The 23,201-nt window shown below is 56.9% G+C and carries 23 protein-coding genes; 5 read left to right on the forward strand and 18 right to left on the reverse strand.

The features are described 5' to 3' along the window. Positions 1-2: 2 nt before the first annotated feature. Together rpoS and nlpD are read right to left on the reverse strand one after the other, a co-directional pair. The gene (rpoS, locus tag O1721_RS21780; protein WP_013098493.1) at positions 3-995 is read right to left on the reverse strand and encodes an RNA polymerase sigma factor RpoS; all 993 of its coding nucleotides are present in this window, start codon (positions 993-995) and stop codon (positions 3-5) included. 59 nt (positions 996-1,054) lie between these two features. Then, positions 1,055-2,128, reverse strand: a complete 1,074-nt coding sequence (gene nlpD / locus O1721_RS21785; protein WP_223259309.1) for a murein hydrolase activator NlpD — start codon at positions 2,126-2,128, stop codon at positions 1,055-1,057. Between nlpD and O1721_RS21790 the strand changes: the two genes are divergently transcribed. Next, positions 2,061-2,201, forward strand: coding sequence for a peptidase (locus O1721_RS21790; RefSeq protein WP_223230135.1), 141 nt, complete (start codon positions 2,061-2,063; stop codon positions 2,199-2,201). The two genes, nlpD and O1721_RS21790, sit on opposite strands and share 68 nt — an antisense overlap. 94 nt (positions 2,202-2,295) lie before the next feature. Here the strand turns inward: O1721_RS21790 and O1721_RS21795 are convergent, their stop codons facing one another. The 11 genes from O1721_RS21795 to cysG form a co-directional block, all read right to left on the reverse strand. Beyond that, positions 2,296-2,922: a protein-L-isoaspartate(D-aspartate) O-methyltransferase gene (locus O1721_RS21795; protein ID WP_015571709.1), complete on the reverse strand. Its 627-nt coding sequence runs from the start codon at positions 2,920-2,922 to the stop codon at positions 2,296-2,298. Continuing rightward, positions 2,916-3,677 carry a 5'/3'-nucleotidase SurE gene (surE, locus tag O1721_RS21800; RefSeq protein ID WP_017382816.1) on the reverse strand — a complete coding sequence of 254 codons (762 nt, stop codon included), beginning with the start codon at positions 3,675-3,677 and terminating at the stop codon, positions 2,916-2,918. The genes O1721_RS21795 and surE overlap by 7 nt, the downstream gene beginning before the upstream one ends. Beyond that, positions 3,658-4,707: a tRNA pseudouridine(13) synthase TruD gene (gene truD, locus O1721_RS21805; RefSeq protein WP_017382817.1), complete on the reverse strand. Its 1,050-nt coding sequence runs from the start codon at positions 4,705-4,707 to the stop codon at positions 3,658-3,660. Before truD ends, surE begins: the two co-directional genes overlap by 20 nt. Further along, positions 4,704-5,183 carry a 2-C-methyl-D-erythritol 2,4-cyclodiphosphate synthase gene (gene ispF, locus O1721_RS21810; protein WP_015571711.1) on the reverse strand — a complete coding sequence of 160 codons (480 nt, stop codon included), beginning with the start codon at positions 5,181-5,183 and terminating at the stop codon, positions 4,704-4,706. The genes truD and ispF overlap by 4 nt, the downstream gene beginning before the upstream one ends. Then, positions 5,183-5,893 (reverse strand): 2-C-methyl-D-erythritol 4-phosphate cytidylyltransferase, encoded by a 711-nt coding sequence (gene ispD, locus O1721_RS21815; protein WP_032649312.1) that lies wholly within the window; start codon positions 5,891-5,893, stop codon positions 5,183-5,185. The genes ispF and ispD overlap by 1 nt, the downstream gene beginning before the upstream one ends. Before the next feature lie 19 nt (positions 5,894-5,912). Further along, positions 5,913-6,224, reverse strand: coding sequence for a cell division protein FtsB (gene ftsB, locus O1721_RS21820; RefSeq protein WP_003862095.1), 312 nt, complete (start codon positions 6,222-6,224; stop codon positions 5,913-5,915). A gap of 79 nt (positions 6,225-6,303) precedes the next feature. Further along, positions 6,304-6,630, reverse strand: a complete 327-nt coding sequence (locus O1721_RS21825; protein ID WP_032649313.1) for a DUF3561 family protein — start codon at positions 6,628-6,630, stop codon at positions 6,304-6,306. Positions 6,631-6,688: 58 nt separating this feature from the next. Continuing rightward, positions 6,689-7,294 (reverse strand): adenylyl-sulfate kinase, encoded by a 606-nt coding sequence (cysC, locus tag O1721_RS21830; protein WP_015571713.1) that lies wholly within the window; start codon positions 7,292-7,294, stop codon positions 6,689-6,691. Beyond that, positions 7,294-8,718 carry a sulfate adenylyltransferase subunit CysN gene (gene cysN, locus O1721_RS21835; RefSeq protein WP_032649318.1) on the reverse strand — a complete coding sequence of 475 codons (1,425 nt, stop codon included), beginning with the start codon at positions 8,716-8,718 and terminating at the stop codon, positions 7,294-7,296. Before cysN ends, cysC begins: the two co-directional genes overlap by 1 nt. A 9-nt stretch (positions 8,719-8,727) precedes the next feature. After that, positions 8,728-9,636 (reverse strand): sulfate adenylyltransferase subunit CysD, encoded by a 909-nt coding sequence (gene cysD / locus O1721_RS21840; RefSeq protein ID WP_006811770.1) that lies wholly within the window; start codon positions 9,634-9,636, stop codon positions 8,728-8,730. Between the two features lie 9 nt (positions 9,637-9,645). Continuing rightward, on the reverse strand, positions 9,646-11,004 hold the full coding sequence (gene cysG, locus O1721_RS21845; RefSeq protein WP_023304331.1) for a siroheme synthase CysG: 1,359 nt from the start codon (positions 11,002-11,004) through the stop codon (positions 9,646-9,648). Between the two features lie 237 nt (positions 11,005-11,241). On the opposite strand from cysG, the gene O1721_RS21850 reads away from it, so the two are divergent. Beyond that, complete coding sequence (locus O1721_RS21850; protein WP_015571715.1) at positions 11,242-12,285, forward strand: aminopeptidase; 1,044 nt, start codon at positions 11,242-11,244, stop codon at positions 12,283-12,285. Positions 12,286-12,378: 93 nt separating this feature from the next. Here the strand turns inward: O1721_RS21850 and cysH are convergent, their stop codons facing one another. The 3 genes from cysH to cysJ all read right to left on the reverse strand — a co-directional run bounded on the left by cysH (position 12,379) and on the right by cysJ (position 16,730). Continuing rightward, the gene (gene cysH / locus O1721_RS21855; protein ID WP_017382820.1) at positions 12,379-13,113 is read right to left on the reverse strand and encodes a phosphoadenosine phosphosulfate reductase; all 735 of its coding nucleotides are present in this window, start codon (positions 13,111-13,113) and stop codon (positions 12,379-12,381) included. 99 nt (positions 13,114-13,212) lie between these two features. After that, on the reverse strand, positions 13,213-14,925 hold the full coding sequence (cysI, locus tag O1721_RS21860) for an assimilatory sulfite reductase (NADPH) hemoprotein subunit (protein WP_015571717.1): 1,713 nt from the start codon (positions 14,923-14,925) through the stop codon (positions 13,213-13,215). Continuing rightward, a complete protein-coding gene (gene cysJ, locus O1721_RS21865) occupies positions 14,925-16,730 on the reverse strand; it encodes an NADPH-dependent assimilatory sulfite reductase flavoprotein subunit (protein WP_032649320.1) in 1,806 nt (601 codons plus the stop codon). The genes cysI and cysJ overlap by 1 nt, the downstream gene beginning before the upstream one ends. 303 nt (positions 16,731-17,033) lie before the next feature. Between cysJ and queD the strand changes: the two genes are divergently transcribed. Continuing rightward, a complete protein-coding gene (queD, locus tag O1721_RS21870; protein WP_006811776.1) occupies positions 17,034-17,399 on the forward strand; it encodes a 6-carboxytetrahydropterin synthase QueD in 366 nt (121 codons plus the stop codon). Here queD and O1721_RS21875 read toward each other — a convergent pair. Continuing rightward, on the reverse strand, positions 17,384-19,738 hold the full coding sequence (locus tag O1721_RS21875; protein ID WP_032649322.1) for a helix-turn-helix domain-containing protein: 2,355 nt from the start codon (positions 19,736-19,738) through the stop codon (positions 17,384-17,386). The genes queD and O1721_RS21875 overlap by 16 nt on opposite strands. A gap of 171 nt (positions 19,739-19,909) precedes the next feature. Between O1721_RS21875 and O1721_RS21880 the strand changes: the two genes are divergently transcribed. Together O1721_RS21880 and O1721_RS21885 are read left to right on the forward strand one after the other, a co-directional pair. Next, positions 19,910-21,079: a M20 aminoacylase family protein gene (locus O1721_RS21880; protein ID WP_023304334.1), complete on the forward strand. Its 1,170-nt coding sequence runs from the start codon at positions 19,910-19,912 to the stop codon at positions 21,077-21,079. Between the two features lie 27 nt (positions 21,080-21,106). Continuing rightward, positions 21,107-22,504 (forward strand): MFS transporter, encoded by a 1,398-nt coding sequence (locus O1721_RS21885; RefSeq protein WP_032649324.1) that lies wholly within the window; start codon positions 21,107-21,109, stop codon positions 22,502-22,504. Positions 22,505-22,521: 17 nt separating this feature from the next. Here the strand turns inward: O1721_RS21885 and queE are convergent, their stop codons facing one another. Beyond that, entirely contained in the window at positions 22,522-23,193 is a 672-nt protein-coding gene (gene queE / locus O1721_RS21890) for a 7-carboxy-7-deazaguanine synthase QueE (protein ID WP_006811780.1), read from the reverse strand. Positions 23,194-23,201 lie beyond the last annotated feature (8 nt).

Consider the following 23,201-nt stretch of genomic DNA (forward strand, 5'->3'; position numbering starts at 1 on the left):
GCTTACTCGCGGAACAGCGCTTCGATATTCAGACCTTGCCCTTGCAGGATTTCACGCAGGCGGCGTAGTCCTTCAACCTGAATCTGACGAACACGTTCACGGGTCAGGCCAATCTCACGGCCGACGTCTTCCAGTGTCGCAGCTTCATACCCCAGTAAACCGAAACGACGTGCCAGCACTTCACGCTGTTTGGCGTTCAGTTCGAACAACCATTTGACGATGCTCTGTTTCATGTCATCGTCCTGCGTGGTGTCTTCCGGGCCGTTGTCTTTTTCATCGGCCAGGATGTCCAGCAGCGCTTTTTCGGAGTCGCCACCCAGCGGGGTGTCAACCGAGGTAATGCGCTCGTTGAGACGCAGCATACGGCTTACGTCATCAACCGGTTTGTCGAGTTGCTCTGCAATCTCTTCCGCACTTGGCTCGTGGTCCAGTTTATGGGACAACTCGCGCGCGGTACGCAGATAAACATTCAACTCTTTGACGATGTGGATCGGCAGTCGGATCGTACGGGTCTGGTTCATAATAGCCCGTTCGATGGTCTGACGAATCCACCAGGTCGCGTAGGTTGAGAAACGGAACCCGCGTTCCGGGTCAAACTTCTCAACTGCGCGGATGAGACCTAAGTTGCCCTCTTCAATCAGATCCAGCAGAGCCAGACCACGATTGCCGTAACGGCGGGCAATTTTCACGACCAGTCGCAGGTTACTTTCGATCATGCGACGACGCGAGGCAACATCACCACGCAAAGCACGACGTGCGAAATAGACTTCTTCTTCGGCCGTTAGCAGTGGGGAGTAACCAATCTCCCCAAGGTAAAGCTGAGTCGCGTCCAGCACACGCTGTGTGGCACCCTGCGATAACAGCTCTTCTTCAGCCAAATCGTTATCACTGGGTTCCTCTTCTACTAAGGCTTTTTCGTCAAAAGCCTCTGCTCCGTTCTCATCAAATTCCGCGTCTTCATTTAAATCATGAACTTTCAGCGTATTCTGACTCATAAGGTGGCTCCTACCCGTGATCCCTGGACGAGACACCCTGGCTGGCATGCCCCGTCAATTTATCGCTGCGGTAAATATTGCAGCGGGTTTACGGATTTCCCCTTGTAACGAATTTCAAAATGCAAGCGTGTAGAACTGGTTCCGGTGCTACCCATGGTAGCGATTTTTTGCCCCGCCTTAACTTCTTGTTGTTCCCGGACCAGCATAGTGTCGTTATGGGCGTAGGCACTCAGGTAATCATCATTATGTTTGATGATAATAAGATTACCGTAACCGCGCAGTGCGTTACCGGCATAGACAACGCGCCCGTCTGCGGTCGCGATGATTGCCTGTCCTTTACTGCCTGCGATATCGATCCCTTTGTTGCCCCCCTCAGAGGTAGCGAAGTTCTCGATAATCTTGCCGTCAGTTGGCCAGCGCCAGGTGGTGATTGACGAGCTGGCATTCTGACTGCTTGCAGTCGGTACAGTAGAGCTAACCACAGGTGCCGTAGTCGGTGCTGTGACAACAGTCGCAGTACCTTTATTATTCGGCAACATTTTGTTAGCACTCTGATCACCTGAATCCTCAGAATACGTAATTACAGGTTGTGAAGCAACCACCGTGGTGGTTTTTTGTGCAGGGGTGACGCTGTTATTTTGCGCAGTTACGTCGGCCGCTGAAACGGTGTTGCCTGGCGTAAGCGGTGTCCCCGTCGCGTTGCCAACCTGAAGCGTTTGCCCAACTTCCAGAGCGTACGGGGCCTGGACGTTGTTTCGCTGTGCCAGATCGCGGAAATCGTTGCCGGTGATCCAGGCAATATAGAACAGCGTATCGCCGCGCTTCACGGTATAGGTGCTGCCGCCGGTATAGCTACCTTTCGGAATGTTCCCATACTTGCGGTTATACACTATGCGGCCATTTTCGGTCTGAACAGGCTGATCCACTGGCTGAATCTGCGAAGGCTGCGTAACTGGACGCTGAACCGGCTGGATCTGCGGAGTTTGCTGCGCCGTGGACGTGCCCATTTTAGGCGGAGGGGTAATCAACATTCCGCTGGACGTGTTACCCGAGCCGCTGGTTCCATTGACGGAACTGACGGGCGCAGGTGCATTGTCAGAACTTGTACAGCCTGCCAGCCAGAGCGAAACCAGTGATAATGCCGCAACACGGCTGATGGTGAATTTTGGGCTTCCCGCGCTCATTTATCCCCCAGGAATGTGTTAACTACCAGTGACTTAAAAATAATCGTGATGGCACGAACCTATCGCGCCACACCATACGCTGAATTTGCCTCAATAACCCTGGAAAAATCCGAGTCTCAGGCCAGCTCGCCCTTAACCAGGGGCACAAAGCGCACGGCTTCCACGGTATCGATAATAAACTCGCCGCCGCGTCGACGAACGCGCTTTAAAAGCTGCTGCTCATCGCCGACGGGCAAAACCAGAATGCCGCCCTCGTCCAGCTGCGAGAGAAGTGCAGCGGGGATTTCAGGTGGCGCTGCCGTGACAATGATGGCGTCAAACGGGGCGCGAGCCTGCCAACCCTGCCATCCATCGCCGTGGCGTGTCGATACATTATGTAAATCAAGCTGTTTCAGGCGACGGCGCGCCTGCCACTGCAAGCCTTTAATCCGTTCCACGGAACAGACATGGTGCACAAGGTGGGCCAGGATCGCGGTCTGATACCCTGAACCGGTGCCAATTTCCAGCACCCGGGAGTCTGGCGTTAACTCCAGAAGCTCCGTCATACGCGCCACCATGTAAGGCTGCGAAATCGTCTGGCCTTGCCCGATGGGCAGCGCCACGTTTTCCCACGCTTTGTGTTCAAACGCCTCATCTACAAACTTCTCACGAGGAACCTGGGCAAGCGCATCCAGCACCTGCTCGTTGGCGATCCCCTGTGCGCGTAATTGTTCCAGAAGAGTTTGTACACGTTTACTTACCATTGCGCGTTCACTCCGACCCGATCTAACCAGTCCGACACCACATCATGCGCGCTATAAGCGGTTAAATCTACGTGCAACGGCGTAACGGAAACGTAACCCTCATCCACAGCAGCGAAGTCGGTGTCTGGCCCGGCATCGCATTTATCTCCCGGCGGGCCGATCCAGTACAGGGTATTGCCGCGCGGATCCTGCTGGGGAATAACCTGATCGGCCGGATGGCGACTGCCGCAGCGCGTCACGCGGATCCCTTTGATCTCGTCCAGCGGGAGATCCGGCACGTTAATATTGAGGATACGTCCGGTACGCAGCGGCTCGCGGCCAAGCGCACGGAGAATAGAGCAGGTTACCGCGGCGGCAGTGTCATAGTGGGTGTGGCCGTTTAACGAGACCGCCAGCGCCGGGAACCCCAGGTGACGCCCCTCCATCGCCGCGGCCACGGTGCCGGAGTAAATCACATCATCGCCAAGATTCGGCCCGGCATTGATGCCGGAGACCACAACATCCGGCCGCGGGCGCATCAGCGCATTTACGCCCAGAAACACGCAGTCGGTCGGCGTCCCCATCTGGACGGCAATATCGCCATTCTCAAAGGTAAAGGTGCGAAGTGAAGACTCCAGCGTCAATGAGTTAGACGCGCCACTGCGGTTACGATCGGGAGCCACGACCTGCACATCCGCAAATTCGCGGAGGTGTTTCGCCAGCGTCTGAATACCTGGCGCATGGATCCCGTCATCGTTACTCAGCAATATTCGCATAATCACCCGACGTGTTGATAAGTTCCCTGACAACACTGGTGGCAAAGCTACCTGCCGGCAGCCAGAAGCGTAACTCGACGGTTACGTCATCCCACCAGTTCCAGCTCAGCTGTTGCGGGTAGAGGAGCATCGCACGGCGCGCCGCCTCGACTTTTTCCCGCACCAGCAATGATTGTAATTCTGGCGCATCCGCCACCGCTGACTGCTCAGCGGCCAGCGCCTCGCCCTGGGTTCCCCAGTCGCCTGAGCCCGGCAAGGCGGCGGTAATCATCAGCGCTTTAGCGTCCACGCGCGACTGGGCATCGGCCATCTCATCGGCCGTTGCCACAAACCAGCTTCCGCGTCCCGCTAATTGTAGCGCATCGCCGACAACAACTTGATTCGCGTCCGGTTTTTTCAGCCGTTCGCTCACAATCTGATTAAACAACGCACTGCGGGCTGCCGACAACCAAAAACTGCGTTTATTCCTGTCGCGCACCGGCGCGCTGCTTTGCGCCCAGCGCAGCGCGCCCAGCAGGTTGCTGCCACCAATGCCAAAGCGCTGTGCGCCAAAATAGTTTGGCACGCCGCGTTCGGTAATGGCCTTAAGGCGTTTTTCAACGTCATCGCGGTCGGTCACTTCACGCAGCACCAGCGTGAAATCGTTGCCTTTCAACGCTCCCGGACGCAATTTGCGTTTGTGGCGGGCATACTCCAGTACCTTACAGCCCTCAAGCTCAAATTTGCTTAAATCGGGCATGGCATTGCCGGGCACGCGGGCGCAAAGCCACTGTTCGGTCACGGCATGCTTATCCTTTTGACCGGCAAAGCTCACCTCGCGGGCGTGAATGTTGAGGAATTTTGCCAGCGCGTCCGCCACGAAGCGGGTGTTGCAGCCGTTTTTCAGAATGCGCACCAGGATGTGCTCGCCTTCGCCGTCCGGCTCAAAACCCAGATCTTCCACTACCACGAAATCTTCAGGGTTGGCTTTCAGCAGACCCTTGCCCTGCGGTTTACCGTGCAGATACGTCAGGTTGTCGAAATCCGTCATTTGACCGCCTTCACCAGCAGCGCCACGGCTTCACAGGCAATGCCTTCGCCACGACCGGTAAAGCCCAGCTTCTCCGTGGTGGTCGCTTTGACGTTGACGTCGTCCATATGGCAGCCCAGATCTTCAGCGATAAACACGCGCATCTGAGGGATGTGCGGCAGCATCTTCGGTGCCTGAGCAATGATCGTCACATCAACGTTGCCGAGGGTGTAGCCTTTGGCCTGAATACGACGCCAGGCTTCGCGCAGCAGTTCGCGGCTGTCTGCGCCTTTAAAAGCAGGATCGGTGTCCGGGAACAGTTTACCAATGTCGCCCAACGCGGCGGCACCCAGCAGCGCGTCGGTCAGCGCATGCAGCGCCACGTCGCCATCAGAATGCGCCAGCAAACCTTTTTCGTATGGAATGCGCACGCCGCCAATGATAATTGGGCCAACGCCGCCAAAGGCGTGTACATCAAAACCGTGTCCAATACGCATTATGCCTTCTCCTGAGGGGTCGTACGGGTAAGATAAAATTCCGCGAGCTGTAAGTCTTCCGGGCGCGTCACTTTTATATTATCAGCGCGCCCTTCAACAAGCGTTGGGTGGAAACCGCAATACTCCAGCGCCGAGGCTTCGTCCGTAATGGTCGCACCTTCTTTAAGCGCACGCGTTAAGCAGTCGTGGAGTAATTGGCGGGGAAAAAATTGTGGCGTCAGCGCGTGCCATAAATCCACGCGCTCGACGGTGTGGGCAATCGCCGGTTTACCCGGTTCGGCACGCTTCATGGTGTCACGCACCGGGGCGGCCAGAATGCCGCCCACGTTACTGGTTTCACTCAGGGCCAGCAGACGTGACAGATCGTCGTGATGCAGACAGGGACGCGCGGCATCGTGCACCAGCACCCACTGCGCGTTCCCGGCAGCCTGAATGCCCGCCAGAACAGAGTCGGCCCGCTCGGCGCCGCCGTCAACAACGGTAATCTGAGGATGATTTGCCAGCGGGAGTTGCGCAAAACGCGCATCGCCGGGGCTGATGGCAATAACCACGCGTTTCACCCGGGCATGCGCCAGCAGCGCTGCCACGGCGTGCTCGAGGATCGTTTTATCGCCAATTGAGAGGTACTGCTTAGGACATTCTGTCTGCATGCGCCGGCCAAAACCTGCGGCCGGCACCACGGCACAGACGTCCGAAAAAGTTGCTGCCATGTCGTAATCCTGGGCCTGATTATCGATTGTTTTGTGCGGAGCCCTGATTGCGTTTAGACGCATCCGGAACCAGGCGATAAAACGTTTCGCCCGGCTTAGTCATACTGAGTTCATTGCGTGCGCGTTCCTCAATCGCCTCCTGGCCGCCATTGAGGTCATCAATTTCAGCAAAAAGTTGATCGTTACGCGCTTTAAGTTTGGCGTTTGTAGCCTGCTGTGCCGCGACGTCATCGCTCACCCGGCTGTAGTCGTGCAGTCCGTTTTTGCCGAACCACAGCGAATATTGCAGCCAGACCAGCAAAGCCAGCAACAGCAGCGTTAGTTTACCCATCCTGCCCCCTGAAAAAACGGCATCATCATCCCATAACTTTCCGCTGGACTCTACTGCGGGGTTTTAATTATGCCGTAAGTTAGCCCATCAGCCATAAAAACAGCAGGCCAAAGATAACCACAACGGTGGCGATAGTGATGAACGTACTATACAGGAGCTTGCCGTTGAAAAGGGAGTGCAGCGCCACGCCCACAACCACCGCAACGGGCATCAGCGCCAGGAAGAAAGGCCAGGTGTAGAGGAAGAAAAAGAGGGTGTTACCACCATAGATCAAAAACGGGATACCCAGCGCCAGTAACCACGACGCGAAGCCGACTATCGCCCCAGGGAAGGACCAGGTCGTCTCGTCGTCGGTCGTTAACGGTTCCGACCCGGTGGTAATCATGTAGTTTTCACTGTTGCGCATAGCTAATCCTGTGACCGTGACTCATCGCTCGGGAAGACAGCTCCCGAACGATACCGTCTCAGGATCTGATAATATCGTCCCGTCTGAGCAGGTCTAATAATTGGCTTACTAAATTTGTTACCAATTGTTGGCCTTCCAGATGAATCTCAGGGGATTCAGGCGCTTCGTAAACCGAGTCAATGCCGGTGAAGTTTCGCAGCTCTCCCGCGCGGGCTTTTTTGTACAGCCCTTTTGGATCGCGCGCTTCGCAGATTGCCAGCGGCGTATCCACAAACACTTCAATAAAGCGATTCTGCCCCACACGCTCGCGCACCATCTGACGTTCGGCGCGGTGCGGTGAGATAAACGCCGTCAGCACCACCAGCCCGGCATCCGCCATCAGGCTGGCGACCTCTCCTACCCGACGAATGTTCTCTTTACGGTCTTCATCGCTGAACCCTAAATCGCTGCACAGGCCGTGACGCACGTTGTCGCCGTCCAGCAGGTAGGTGCTCACCCCTTGCTGATGCAGCGCCTCTTCCAGCGCGCCTGCCACCGTGGATTTACCGGAGCCAGACAGCCCGGTAAACCACAGCACAACCCCACGGTGACCGTGGAGCTGTTCGCGCTGGGCGACGGTGACCGGATGAGGATGCCAGACGACGTTCTCATCATGGGCAGCCATTACTTGCCTCCCAGCAGATCGCGTGCGCCCCAGTGCGGGAAGTGCTTACGCACCAGCGCGTTCAGTTCCAGCTCGAAGGCGCTGAACCCAGACGTCACGCTCGCCTGTGCGTCAGGCTCGCGGACCATGCCGGCACCGACGGTGACGTTGGTCAGGCGGTCAATGAAGATCAGCCCGCCCGTCACCGGATTCTGCTGATACGGATCCAGCACCAGCGGCTCGTCGAAGGTCATATCCACCAGACCGATGCCGTTCAGCGGCAGCTCGCTCACGTCACGGTGGGTCAGGTTGTTGATGTCCACCTGGAACTGAATGCCGTCCACGCGGGCGCGGGTTTTCTTGCCGGCGATTTTAATGTCATAGCTCTGGCCTGCGGTCAGCGGCTGTTCGGCCATCCACACTACATCCACGGATGCGCCCTGCACCGCCGCCAGCGTTTCCTGCGCGTCGACCAGCAGGTCGCCGCGGCTGATATCAATTTCGTCTTTCAGTACCAGGGTTACCGCTTCACCTGCCCCGGCTTCGTCCAGATCGCCATCAAAGGTGACGATACGGGCGATGGTCGATTCCACGCCGGATGGCAGCACCTTGACGCGCTGACCCACCTTCACGGAGCCTGAAGCGAGAGTACCGGAGAAGCCGCGGAAATCGAGGTTCGGACGGTTCACGTACTGCACCGGGAAGCGCATCGGCTGGGTATCGACCACGCGCTGAATTTCAACGGTTTCCAGCACTTCCAGCAGCGTCGGGCCGCTGTACCACGGTATGTTCGCGCTCTGAGAGGCGACGTTATCCCCTTCCAGCGCCGACAGCGGCACAAAGCGAATATCGAGGTTGCCCGGCAGCTGTTCAGCAAAGGTCAGGTAGCTCTGGCGGATCTCGTCGAAACGCGCTTCGCTGTAGTCCACCAGATCCATTTTGTTCACTGCCACCACCAGGTGTTTGATCCCAAGCAGCGTAGAGATAAAGCTGTGACGACGAGTCTGATCCAGCACACCTTTACGGGCGTCGATCAGCAGGATCGCCAGGTCACAGGTGGACGCGCCGGTCGCCATGTTACGGGTGTACTGCTCGTGCCCCGGGGTGTCGGCGATAATAAATTTGCGCTTTTCGGTAGAGAAGTAGCGATAGGCGACATCAATGGTAATGCCCTGCTCGCGCTCCGCCTGCAAGCCGTCCACCAGCAGCGCCAGGTCGAGTTTTTCGCCCTGGGTGCCGTGGCGTTTACTGTCATTGTGCAGGGAAGAGAGCTGATCTTCGTAGATCTGGCGCGTGTCGTGCAGCAGACGACCAATCAGGGTACTTTTCCCGTCATCCACGCTGCCGCAGGTCAGGAAACGCAGCAGGCTTTTGTACTGTTGGGCGTGCAGATAAGCTTCTACGCCGCCTTCATCGGCAATTTGTTGGGCAATAGTCGTATTCATGGCGGCTCCTTAGAAATAACCCTGACGTTTCTTCAGCTCCATGGAGCCTGCCTGGTCGCGGTCAATCACGCGGCCCTGTCGCTCACTGGTGGTCGACACCAGCATCTCCTCGATGATCTCGGGCAGCGTCTGCGCACTGGATTCCACCGCGCCGGTCAACGGCCAGCAGCCGAGAGTACGGAAACGGACCATCTGTTTTTTGATCACTTCGCCCGGCTGTAAATCAATGCGATCGTCGTCGATCATCATCAGCATGCCGTCGCGCTCCAGCACCGGGCGTTCGGCCGCCAGATACAGCGGAACGATCTCAATATTTTCCAGATAGATGTACTGCCAGATATCCAGCTCGGTCCAGTTGGAGAGCGGGAAGACGCGAATGCTTTCGCCCTTGTTGATCTGGCCGTTGTAGTTGTGCCACAGCTCCGGACGCTGGTTTTTCGGGTCCCAGCGGTGGAAGCGGTCGCGGAAGGAGTAGATACGCTCTTTGGCGCGGGATTTCTCTTCGTCACGGCGCGCGCCGCCGAAGGCCGCATCAAAACCGTATTTATTCAGCGCCTGCTTCAGCCCTTCGGTTTTCATGATGTCGGTATGCTTGGCGCTGCCGTGCACGAACGGGTTGATGCCCATCGCCACCCCTTCCGGGTTTTTGTGCACCAGCAGCTCGCAGCCGTAGGCTTTGGCGGTACGGTCACGAAACTCGTACATCTCGCGGAATTTCCAGCCGGTATCCACGTGCAGCAGCGGGAACGGCAGCGTACCCGGATAAAACGCTTTACGCGCCAGGTGCAGCATGACGCTGGAATCTTTACCGATGGAGTACATCATCACCGGGTTAGAAAACTCGGCGGCCACTTCGCGGATAATGTGGATACTTTCCGCTTCGAGCTGCCGCAGGTGAGTAAGTCGTTTTTGGTCCATAACCGTTCCTTAAGCCAAATTTATAACAGAAGCGCCAAAGCCTTCTGTGTCGGTTGTGTGTTGGAACCAGGCGAGCGTGCTGTGCAGCTGCACCACTTCTCCCACCACGATCAGGGCGGGCATTGGGGCGTCTTTCGCCAGGGTTGCAAGGTCTTGTAAGGTGCCGATGGCGACATGCTGATCGACGCGTGTCCCGCGGGAGATCACCGCTACCGGCGTCGTCGCATCGCGACCGTGCTGAATAAGCTGTTCGCTGATGTCTGCCGCTTTCATCGTGCCCATATAAATCGCCAGCGTTTGTCGGCTCTGGGCGAGATGCGACCAGTCAAACGGCGTGCTGTCGGCTTTATAGTGCCCGGTCACAAAGGTCACGCTCTGAGCGTAATCGCGATGGGTCAGCGGAATACCGGCGTAGGCCGTAACGGCAGACGCCGCCGTAATGCCTGGGACCACCTGAAACGGAACGCCCGCTTCGGCTGCCGCCTGCAACTCCTCGCCACCACGACCGAAGATAAACGGGTCGCCCCCTTTCAGGCGCACCACGGTCTTGCCCGCTTTCGCAGCGGCAATCAGCATCTGGTTGGTGTCGTGCTGGGGCACGGAGTGCTCGCCGGCACGTTTGCCGACGCAAATTTGCTCCGCGTCACGGCGGATCAGCTCGCGAATACCGTCGGTGACCAGGTGGTCATAGAACACGACATCCGCATCCTGAAGAACCTGGAGGCCACGCAGCGTGAGCAGCCCGGCATCGCCCGGCCCGGCGCCCACCAGAATGATCTCCCCGCCCGTACTGCCGGGGTTATCCAGTTCGTCTTCGAGAATTTGTTGCGCCGCCGTCTCGTTACCGGCCTGCATCAGGCTGGCAAAGCGGCCGCGAAACACACGCTCCCAGAAGCGACGGCGTTCCGTCACGCTGGTCAGACGCGTTTTCAGGTGGTTGCGCCAGTAGCTGGCCTTCTCCGCCATGCGTCCGAGGCTGGTCGGCAGCAGCGCTTCGATTTTTTCCCGCAGCACGCGCGCCAGCACCGGGGCGGTGCCGCCGGAGGAGATCGCCACCAGCAACGGCGAGCGGTCGACAATCGACGGGAAGATAAATGAACATAACGGCTGGTCGTCTACCACGTTCACCAGACGGTGACGGGCCTGGGCTGCGTCGGAGATGCGGCGGTTGAGCGCCCGATCTTCGGTTGCCGCAATCACCAGCACCACGCTGTCGATCTGAGACTCTTCAAAATCCGCCTCTGCAACAATCTGCACCTGCGCCCCGGCGCGTTGCAGGAAGGCGATTTTGCGATCGGCAATTTCACCCGTCCCGACAACCAGTACCGGTCGGTCTTTTAAGGCAGCAAAAAGGGGGAGATAGTCCACAGGCAACAACTCACTAACAACCACGAATAAAGGGACTATAGGGGGCGGCTTAGATCGAATGAAATTACGAATTGGAATGAGTAGTTACTCAATGGAATAACGCCGTGGAAAAGCAAATATCAAAAAGTGCTTAACACGCGAAATTTCGGGCATTTAGGAGCAATTCAAATTGTGTCTACCCGATCACAGTTTCATACTATGCGGGTTAAAATTTTGCTCTGTTTTTAAGGACTCACTATGTTTTCCGCAATGCGCCACCGATTCGTTGCCCTGGCGCTCGGCGTTTGCTTTATCCTTCCGGCTCAGGCAAAAAATCAATCTTACGGTGAAATAGCCAGTATGCAGGCGCGGCATATTGCGACGGTCTTTCCGGGCCGTATGACCGGAACCCCAGCCGAGATGCTCTCAGCAGACTATATCCGTCAGCAATTTGCGGATATGGGCTATGAGAGCGACATTCGCGCTTTCCACAGCCGCTACATCTATACCACACGCAATAAAACGCAAAACTGGCATAACGTAACCGGCAGCACGGTCATTGCGGCGCACGAAGGAAAGGCGGCTGAGCAGATTATTATTATGGCGCACCTTGATACCTACACGCCGTTGAGCGACGCCGATGTCGATAATAACCTCGGCGGGCTGACGCTTCAGGGACTGGATGACAATGCGGCGGGTCTGGGCGTGATGCTTGAGCTGGCCGAACGCCTGAAGAATATTCCGACGAAATACAGCATTCGCTTTGTTGCGACCAGCGGCGAAGAAGAAGGAAAACTCGGCGCTGAGAATCTCCTTAAGCGCATGAGCGCTGAGGAGAAGAAAAATACGTTGCTGGTGATTAACCTCGATAATCTGATCGTGGGGGATAAGCTCTATTTTAATAGCGGACAGAGCACGCCGAGCAGCGTACGTAAACTCACCCGCGACCGCGCGCTGGCGCTTGCCCGCACGCATGGCGTCTATGCCGCGACAAATCCGGGCGGTAACCCACAGTATCCTAAAGGCACAGGCTGCTGTAATGACGGTGAAGTGTTTGATAAAGCGGGCATTCCGGTGCTGTACGTCGAGGCGACGAACTGGGCGCTGGGCAAAAAAGATGGCTATCAGCAGCGCAGCAAATCGAAAGCCTTTCCGGACGGGACCAGCTGGCATGATGTGCGGCTGGATAATCAGCAGCACATTGATAAAGCGCTGCCGCAGCGGATTGAGCACCGCAGCCGGGATGTCGTGAAGGTGATGCTGCCGCTGGTGAAGGAGCTGGCGAAAGCGGGGAAAGCCTGATGTCGTTAAGCCCGGTGGCGGCTACGCCTTACCGGGCCTACGTTTTGTGCCGTTGTAGGCCCGGTAAGCGCAGCGCCACCGGGCGAAAAAACATTACCCTTCGTGCAGCCCACACTCGCGCTTCAGCCCAAAGAATCGCGTCTCTTCTTCCGCCATTCCCGGTTCCCATTTACGCGTGGTGTGGGTGTCGCCTACCGACAGGTAGCCTTGATCCCACAGCGGATGGTACTTCAGCCCGTGCTTTTGCAGATACTGGTACACCGTGCGGTTATCCCAGTCGATGATCGGCAGCACTTTGAACACGCCGCGCTGCACCGCCAGCACCGGCAGCGTTGCCCGGCTCCCGGACTGCTCGCGGCGCAGGCCCGCGAACCAGGTCTGAGCGTTCAACTCTTTCAGCGCCCGGTTCATCGGCTCGACCTTGTTGATCTCATTGTATTTCTCAATGCCCTCAACGCCCTGTTCCCACAGCTTGCCGTAGCGCGCCTCCTGCCAGGCCGCGCTTTCCGTCGCGCGGTAAACTTTGAGGTTCAGCTTGAGCTTGTCCGTCAGCTCGTCAATAAACTGGTAGGTCTCCGGGAACAGATAGCCGGTATCGGTGAGGATCACCGGAATGTCCGGGCGGATCCGATTCACCAGGTGCAGGCTGACCGCCGCCTGGATGCCAAAGCTTGACGACAGCACATAGTCACCCGGCAGGTTTTCCAGCGCCCACGCCACGCGCCCTTCGGCGTCGAGTTTTTCCAGCTGGGCGTTGGTTTCTGCCAGGGCCAGAATGCGTTCGACTTTTGGCAGGTCATTTAGGGCGTTTAGATCGAGTACGGACATAAGAACCTCGTTTGCCTGTTTTGCCGGGCGGCACTGCGTTTGCCCGGCCTACAAAACCCGTAGGCCCGGTAAGCGAAGCGCCACCGGGCAAAGGATGTGTTACTCCCAGAAATCCCTGGCGGGATCGAGCACCGGGCGAATGATGCCCGCACGCACCGTAAAGTCGCCGAAGCCTTCACCCGCTTCACGCTCTTTCGCCCAGCGCCCGACAAGCTCGTCGATGGAATCAAGAATTTCCGGTTCCGTAATATTTTCACGGTACATACGCGGAATGCGCGTCCCCATACGGTTGCCGCCAAGGTGCACGTTGTAACGACCCGGCGCTTTGCCCACCAGACCCAGCTCGGCCAGCATCGCGCGACCGCAGCCGTTCGGGCAGCCGGTGACGCGCATAACAATATGCTCGTCCGGAATACCGTGTTTTTCCAGAATCGCTTCCACTTTATCAGTGAAGGACGGCAGGAAACGCTCGGCTTCGGCCATCGCCAGCGGGCAGGTCGGGAACGACACGCAGGCCATCGAGTTTTCACGCTGCGGTTTAACCGCATTCATCAACCCATGATCGCGCGCCAGCTTCTCGATCTTCGCCTTCTGGCTTTCCGGCACGCCGGCAATAATCAGGTTCTGGTTGGCGGTAATGCGGAACTCGCCTTTATGGATCTTAGCAATTTCCAGCAGACCGGTTTTCAGCGGGCGGCCCGGATAATCCAGAATACGACCGTTTTCAATAAACAGCGTCAGGTGCCATTTATTATCGATACCTTTCACCCAGCCAATGCGATCGCCGCGACCGGTGAATTCGTAAGGGCGGATCGGCTCAAACTTGATCCCCGCGCGACGCTCCACTTCTTCTTTGAACGTCTCGACGCCCACGCGCTCCAGGGTGTATTTGGTTTTCGCGTTTTTACGGTCGGTACGGTTGCCCCAGTCGCGCTGGGTAGTAACCACCGCCTCAGCCACGGCCAGCGTGTGCTCCAGCGGCAGGAAGCCGAACTCGCTCGCGGTGCGGGCGTAGGTTTTCTTGTTCCCATGCTCGATGGACAAACCGCCGCCCACCAGCAGGTTAAAGCCGACCAGCTTGCCATTTTCGGCAATCGCCACGAAGTTCATGTCGTTGGCGTGCAGGTCGATATCGTTCTGCGGCGGGATAACCACCGTGGTCTTGAATTTGCGCGGCAGGTAGGTCTGACCGAGGATCGGCTCTTCGTCCGTGGTCGCGACTTTCTCCTGATCGAGCCAGATCTCCGCATAGGCACGCGTGCGTGGCAGCAGGTGCTCGGAGATCTTCTTCGCCCACTCGTACGCTTCGGCGTGCAGCTCGGACTCATACGGGTTCGAGGTGCAAAGCACGTTACGGTTCATATCGTTGGCGGTCGCCAGCGCGTCCAGCCCCACGGAGTGCAGCATCTGGTGCACCGGCTTGACGTTTTTCTTCAGAATGCCGTGGAACTGGAAGGTCTGACGGTTAGTCAGACGGATGCTGCCGTAAATCGTGTTTTCACCGGCAAACTTGTCAATCGCCTGCCACTGTTTGGTGGTGATGATGCCACCCGGCAGGCGGCAGCGCAGCAGCATCGCATGACGCGGCTCCAGCTTCTGTTCGGCACGTTCGGCGCGGATATCGCGGTCGTCCTGCTGGTACATACCGTGGAAACGGATCAGCAGGAAGTTGTCGCCTTTGAAACCGCCGGTCAGGCCGTCATTTAAATCTTCGGCAATGGTACCGCGCAGGTAGTTGCTCTCTACCTTCATGCGCTCGGCATCAGACAGTTTGCCTTCGACCACCAGTGGGCCAGGATGTTTTTCGCTCATTAGTAGACATCTCGCTGATAACGGCGCTCTACGCGCAGCTCACTTAAAAATTCATCCGCCGTTTCGGCATCCATACCGCCGAATTCGGCAATCACTTCCAGCAGTGCCTGCTCAACGTCTTTCGCCATGCGATTGGCGTCGCCGCAGACATAAATGTGGGCGCCGTCATTGATCCAGCGCCACAGCTCTGCGCCCTGTTCGCGCAGTTTGTCTTGTACGTATACTTTTTCTTTCTGATCGCGGGACCAGGCCAGATCGATGCGGGTCAGCACGCCCTCTTTGACGTAGCGCTGCCATTCAACCTGGTAGAGGAAATCTTCAGTAAAATGCGGGTTGCCGAAGAACAGCCAGTTTTTACCCGGCGCCTCGTCCACTGCACGCTGCTGCATAAAGGCGCGGAACGGTGCGATGCCGGTGCCCGGGCCAATCATGATCACCGGCGTTTCCGGGTTCGCCGGCAGGCGGAAGTTGTCGTTGTGTTCGATAAAGACGCGCACCTCGCCCTCTTCTTCCACGCGGTCGGCCAGGAAGCCCGACGCCCCACCCGCCCGCGCGCGGCCTTCGATGTCGTAACGCACCACGCCAACGGTGATGTGGACTTCGTTTTCCACTTCCGCCTGTGAAGAGGCGATGGAGTAAAGACGCGGCGTCAGCGGACGCAGCAGGCCGATCAGCGCGTCGGCATCCAGCTGTGCCGGGGAGAAACGCACCATGTCGACAATCGGCGTCGTCGCGGCGTAATGCTGTAACTTCACTTTGTCCCCCACCAGCGGCAGAAGGGACTCGCTGCGCGTTAAGGTGGCGTAGTTTTCAACGATATTGGCGGTGTTCACCGTCAGCTCGAAATGCCACTGAAGCGCCTCAGAGAGCGGTAAGGTTTTACCTTCCACCTGGACCGGCTCCGTGCCTTTCAGCCACAGCAGCTCGACCAGCTCTTTCACCAGCGCCGGATCGTTCTGATACCAGACGCCCAGCGCATCGCCAGGCTGATAACGCAGGCCGGAGTCACCGAGATCGATTTCGATATGGCGCACGTCTTTTTCCGAATCACGGCCCGTGATTTTCTGGTTTACCGACAGGCTCGCCGTCAGCGGCGCCTCTTTCGTGTAAGGGCTGGTGTGGATTTCGTTGACGGTGCCCGCTGCGGTAACGGCGGCTTGCGCTGGCGTCTCTTTCGGGACGCGGGCCTTCAGCACCTCAACGATGCGCGTCCGCCATTCGGCGGCGGCGGCCTGGTATTCGACATCAGCGTCTACGCGATCCAGCAGGCGCTCTGCACCCAGCTCCGCCAGCTTGCTGTCGAAGTCTTTACCGGACTGGCAGAAAAATTCATAGGACGTATCACCGAGGCCGAAGACGGCAAAGGCGGTGCCCTCCAGCCTGGGCGCTTTTTTCGAGAACAGGAACTTATGCAGCGCGACGGCTTCTTCCGCAGGCTCACCTTCCCCCTGCGTTGACGCCACCACCACCAGCAGTTTTTCTGACGCGATCTGTTTGAATTTATAATCCCCGGCGTTGACCAGGTTAACGTTCAGCTTCGCGGCGAGCAGGTCATCACGCAGCGCTTCGGCCACACGACGGGCATTACCCGTTTGCGAAGCGGAGATAAGCGTGATGGCAGGAATTTCAACGGCCGTTGGCGGGACGCCAGCCACAGCACCCGGCTGCTGATTGAGCATTCCCCAGAAATAGCCGGAGACCCAGGCGAGCTGGGTGGGTGAAAAATCGGAAGTCGCGGCCTGGAGGCGCGCCAGTTGCTCCGGGTTAAGGGGAAGCAAATTTGAAGGTGGGGCCTGTGTTGTCATGCGTCGTTATGTTCCAGTAGCAAAGCGGACTTTAAGCGAATAAATCCAAACTGAAGATAAGGTTAACGGCGGGGATAATAACAATTAAAGAAGGGATGGAAATAATAAATAACCAAATGGACTAACCTGTTTTAGTTATCGTTCTTAACGATAAAAGCGATTAAATAACTATTTGAAATAAAACAATAAAGGCCGATAAACACCATGAATACGAGGCGGTGACCGTTCAGAGCCGTTTTAGTTAATGATAAAAATTGTGCTTTCCGGTACTATGCGGCGGTTTTTTCCGCATTCCTGAGAGCTATGATGTCCACCACACTGTTTAAAGATTTCACCTTCGAAGCCGCACACCACCTTCCACACGTTCCTGCCGGACACAAATGTGGCCGCCTGCATGGACACTCGTTTATGGTGCGTCTTGAAATCACCGGTGAAGTCGATCCCCATACGGGCTGGATCATGGACTTTGCCGAACTGAAGGCTGCGTTTAAGCCGACCTACGATCGTCTCGATCACTACTATCTGAATGATATTCCGGGCCTTGAAAACCCGACCAGCGAAGTGCTGGCGAAATGGATTTGGGATCAGATGAAACCGCTGGTGCCGCTGCTGAGCGCGGTGATGATCAAAGAGACCTGCACGGCAGGCTGCGTCTACCGCGGGGAGTGAATCTCCTCCGTTGCGGCCTCACGAGGCACGAGCGGCGTAAACTCGTAGAGCACCAGCGCATTACTCTCCAGTGATTCACTCAGTTGCCAGCCGTCATAAAGGCGTTCATCGCGTACGGAAAGCGTTGGACGCGCTTTATGCGCTATCCAGCGCCACATCTCTTCATCAGGGCCGCTTTCGCTGCCAACCCCTTCAAGTAACGGATAGAGCGCGCCGTTGTGCTGATCAAACAGATGACATTTAATTCGCCATTTACCGCGCATTCCCTTCAGGTGTAAATGATACTGCTGGCGAAAACGCTGGATGAATGCTTCTTCACTGGAAAGGAGCGGATTAAAAACCACCACATTACGCAGCAACAGCTGATAACCATTGCGATGGCGCGTAAGCAGGACACGCTTATCATTGACCAGCACCTCGCCCCGCAGACGTTGCCAGAGCCAGAGTACCCAATAAACCGGACGCGGCAGACCATGGTTATACTGTAGCGCCAGGCTTGAGGTATCGATGGTGTTGTTCGCACGAGCTTCTCCCTGAAGGCCCGAATTAAGCCAGAATCCCGCCAGCCAGACCTGCTCCGAAAGCCCGAGCAGGTTCTGCATCAGCAGCGCCCCACGAAAAAACCAGCCGTTTGTCGCCCGTGTGTTGCCGGTGAGGGTATTCCAGGAGAGAAGCCAGACGGGAAGCGAACATTTACGCAGGCGAAGGGCAGCGAGGATCTGGCGGACCTTCAGTATCGGATAATTTTCCGTTGAAGAGAGAGGGGTTGCCTCCAGCTGCGCGGGATCGAGAAGTTCATTAGCATCGGCAGAACAGGCAAGAAAATCGGCCTGCATCAGGATGGCTGAACTGAACAGGGTATCGTCGCTTACGCCCGCGCTGACGGGGGCAAATCGGTGCCATAAACCAAACTTTGCCTGCGGAAGATAAGTTCGTATTGCCTTTTGCTGGGCCAGCCAGACCTGCTCCCGGGTCTCCTCACTTGCCTGTGTTGACCAGTGCATGACGAAGTGCCAGCCCGCGGTGATCTCTGGCGAAAAATGATTAACCGACTGTTGTAAAAAACGGGTAAGAAGATCGCGACGGGTCGTTACGCCGGTGTGCAGTAGCACCGTCCACTGCTTTTTTGCCAGCCAGGTGAAGAGCTGATGCAGATTGTACCAGCAGGCGTAGCCCGCCATCTGGGGGTCATCCCACCCGGTGGCAAACAGACGACTGCTGAGAAAAGGTTCGGCGATATCAATCCCCTCAATGGGAATGGCCTCATTTATCGCCTCCAGATTTTGTCGAACGTCCTCACGCAGCAAATCGTCGAGCTCACGCAGGGTAATGACCACCCGCATACGGCGCAGCGAGGCAGAAAGAGGATTAAGCTGCTCAAGATCCAGGCTCTGCTCCTGCTGCGGATGAACGATGAGCGGCGAGGCTCCCCAACCGCGCGCCACCGGTTCATTGAGCAGGCTAAACAGCTTGTCCACGGCGACCGGATAGCGCTGCTCACGCCTGTCCGTCCGAATACGTGCCGCCTCCGGGTGCTGGCGCCGGGCCTTACGAAACTCACCCGGAGACATATTGTGAACACGCCTGAACCGATCGCTCATCATACGCGTGCTGGCGAAACCCTGCTCAAGCGCAATCTGGTGCAGCGGTCGGTTCGTCAGCCGGAGAGCGTCGGCCGCCTTTTCCAGCCGCAGGTGGGTGATGTACTGCATGAAACTGATCCCCACCTCCTTGCGAAAGAGACGAGAGAGCCAGGCTTCAGAGACATATTCACTCGCGGCGATTTCCGCAAGCGTAATACGGCGGGAATAACTGGCATTGATCCGCTCTATCACCCGGGCGATGCGTTTGCTGTGCGCTGATGAAAGTTCCCGGGACAGCATACGGGCGGGCTGTTGAAAGCGGCTGGTCAGCAACAGCAATATCTCGCTCAGCCAGCGGTACGCCTCCAGCCGGTAGCGGTGCGGGTCGTTGATGAGGGTGACCACAAGAAGCTGGCGCAGCAGATCGCGAAGCGCATCGCATTGGGGCCAGACGCCTCCGGCTTCTGCCGGTACAGCATAATCATGGGCAAAAAAATCATTGCAGAGCTGGACGACCCAGCGCCCGGAAAGGGTTACGCGCAGGGTGACATTTGCCGTTTCGCTCGTGAACTGCCAGCGCCGATGACGGTTGATGATAGCAAGGGTATTGGCCTCCAGGATGTCATGTCCCACATCGGTGTTCAGCTCTGCCCGCCCTTCCAGCACCCAGAGCAACGTTAGCGTATCGCCTTCATCCTCCACGCAGTGGCGAATGTCCTGAATCTCTATCCAAAACTTATCTCCCCGTTGCGCCATCTTACCCCTCACCAAAGACAAAAAATGACCTGATCTTTTTTGTCATAACTGAATTGTATGAAAAACAATCAAAATAAAGCCGTCGCTTTACAACAAAAAAATGCATTTTCAGGCGGGACGATCGTCATAGACTCGAAATTATCATCGTTTGGCAGAAAAAGGATAACAAAAATGACACATCCAATTATCGAAGCTCTGCGTGGCAACGAAGCCCGGTTCACTGAATTACGTCACTATTTTCATCAGCATCCTGAAATTGGTTTTGAGGAGCACAACACGAGCGATCGCGTTGCAGCGCTGCTTCAGGAATGGGGATATGAGGTTCATCGCGGCCTGGCGAAAACCGGTGTGGTCGGCACACTGAAGGTGGGTAACGGGCATAAACGCCTGGGTCTGCGCGCCGATATGGATGCGCTGCCAATGCAGGAAAACAACGGCAAGGCGTGGAGCAGTACCGTTGAGGGTAAATTCCACGGCTGCGGTCATGACGGCCACACCACAACGCTCCTGTATGCAGCGGAGTACCTGGCACGCACCCGTAATTTTAACGGCACGCTGCACCTTATTTTTCAGCCCGCGGAAGAACTTCTGTATGGCGGACGCGTTATGGTAGAGGACGGTTTGTTTGACCTGTTCCCCTGCGACCACATCTTTGGTCTACACAATATGCCGTCACAGCCCCTCGGAAAAATTGGTCTGCGCGATGGCGCCATGATGGCCTCTTCCGACACCCTTCATATTGAGGTTAACGGCGTGGGTGGTCACGGCGCGGTGCCAGAACATACCGTTGACGCCACCCTGGTTGCCTGTCATATCACTATCGCGTTGCAGTCCATTGTTTCGCGCAACATTACCCCCTTCCAGCCAGCCGTCGTTACCGTAGGCAGCATTCAGGCCGGGCACGCCCCTAACATTATCAACGACAAAGTATTGATGAAACTTACCGTGCGCACGCTGGATGAAAGCGTGCGGCAAACCGTGCTACAGCGTATCCATGATATCGCCGTTGCACAGGCGGAAAGTTTCAATGCGACGGCCACCATTCGACACATTAACGGCAGCCCGGTGCTGAAAAACAATCCGCAAGCCAACGAGATGGTGCGCAGCGTCGCCACCGATCTGTTCGGTCAGGATGCCGTCGCGGAGGTGAATGCGTTTATGGGCAGCGAGGACTTTGCATTCATGCTCGAGAAAAATCCCAATGGCTGCTATTTCACGCTTGGCGCCGGGGATGAGCCTGACCGCTGCATGGTGCATAACCCGGGCTACGACTTTAACGACAACATTCTCCTCACCGGCGCGGCGCTGTGGGCCGCACTGACCGAACACTATCTGCGCTGATTCGCACCTTCCCGGGAGGGCTGCACTATGAGTACCGTTTCCCTGACAGGCGCATCTGCCTACGCCGGTAACGATCGGCTGCTGGCGGGTATCGTCATGAGCGTTCTGACATTCTGGCTGTTTGCCCAGTCGGTTATCAACGTGGTTCCGGCCATGCAGAATAGCCTCGATATTGCCCTCGAAACCCTTACGCTGGCCGTCAGCCTGAGCGCGTTGTTCAGCGGCTGTTTTGTCGTCGCCTGCGGTGGGTTTGCCGATAAGTTTGGGCGCATGCGCCTGACCATGATTGGCCTGATCCTGAGCATGATCGGGAGTGGTCTGCTGTTCATTTCATGGGAGCCCGTCCTGTTTCTGTTGGGACGAGCGATACAGGGGCTATCAGCGGCCTGCATTATGCCCGCCACGCTGGCGCTGATTAAAACCTGGTATGAAGGTAAAGCACGCCAGCGCGCAATCAGTTTCTGGGTTATCGGTTCATGGGGCGGGAGTGGCCTGAGCTCGTTTGTGGGGGGCGCCATCGCCACCACGCTGGGCTGGCGCTGGATTTTTATTTTGTCGATGGTGGTAGCGCTGGTCGCGCTATTGCTTATCCGCGCCACGCCGGAAAGCCGCTGCCCTGATGCGTGTCGACACAAACTGGATATCAGCGGCCTGGTGAGTTTTGTCCTTATGCTGGTGCTGTTCAATCTGTTTATCAGCAAAGGACACAGCTGGGGCTGGAGCAGCAGTTTATCGCTTCTTGTACTGTGTGGAGCCGTGATTGCACTGATGTGCTTTATCGTTACCGGGCGGCGGAAAGGCGATGCGGCGCTGATCGATTTCGCCCTGTTTAAAAACCGGGCCTATAGCGCCTCGGTATTCTCAAATTTCCTGCTCAACGGCTGCATTGGCACCATGATGATCGCCAGCATCTGGTTGCAGCAGGGCCATCATCTGTCACCGCTACAGACCGGCATGATGACGCTGGGGTATCTGGTTACCGTACTGGCGATGATCCGGGTGGGTGAAAAACTGCTTCAGCGCTATGGTGCCAGGCTGCCGATGATGACCGGCCCGCTGCTGACCGCAACAGGTATTTCGCTGATTTCATGCACCTTCTTAAGCAAAGAGGTCTACATTGTTACCGTTTTTCTGAGCAATATTTTATTCGGGCTGGGGCTCGGATGTTACGCCACGCCCTCAACGGACACGGCGGTAATGAATGCCCCTGAAAACAAAGTGGGGGTGGCTTCTGGGATCTATAAGATGGGCAGTTCCCTGGGCGGCGCAATGGGTATCGCGGTCACCGCATCGCTGTACGCGCTATGGCTGCCGATGGGAACGGCCAGTGCCGCGCAGTATGCCTTGCTTTTCAACAGTGCGATTTGCCTTGGGTCGGCAGTCGTGACCTGGGCTTTACTGCCAACAACAAAAGCCCCGCGTTAAGCGGGGCCACAAAAGTATCAGGCAATGTTCAGATATTTGTGCGTCTGCATCGACAGCCGCCAGTTGCGGGCGATACAGGTTTCAATGCACAGACGGGTCGCATCGTCTTTCTGGCTGATAGGCTGTAGCGCGATCACGCGCTGCTTTTCGTCCGTCAGCGTCGCCAGCAGTTCGTCCAGCGCTTCGATGTCACGCACGCGCCCCACCGGATGTTTGATCTCATCAGCTCGCTCAAGCGCCTGCGACAGTACGTCATACCCACCACGCATATTCACTTTTGGTGAAACCGTTACCCACGTTGAATGGGAGCAGCGCACTTCATGGGTGCCGCTGGTTTCGATCTGACAGCTATAGCCGTTCTTCTCGAGCAGTTCGGTGAGCGGCATCAGATCGTGAATGCAGGGTTCCCCGCCGGTGATCACCACGTGCCGCGCCGTCCAGCCCTGACGACCAATAATGGCAAGCAGATCTTCTGCGCTACCCGCGCCCCATTTATCGCTCTCTTTGGTTTTCGCCAGAATGCTGAACAGCGATACTTCCCGATCTGCGAGCTTATCCCACGTATGTTTGGTATCACACCAGGCGCAGCCAACCGGGCATCCCTGTAAACGAATAAAGATAGCGGGAACGCCGGTAAAGTAACCCTCGCCTTGCAGGGTCTGGAACATCTCGTTAATCGGGTACTGCATAGTCAACT

Source organism: Enterobacter cloacae complex sp. HYC033_NIDB (assembly GCF_056673335.1).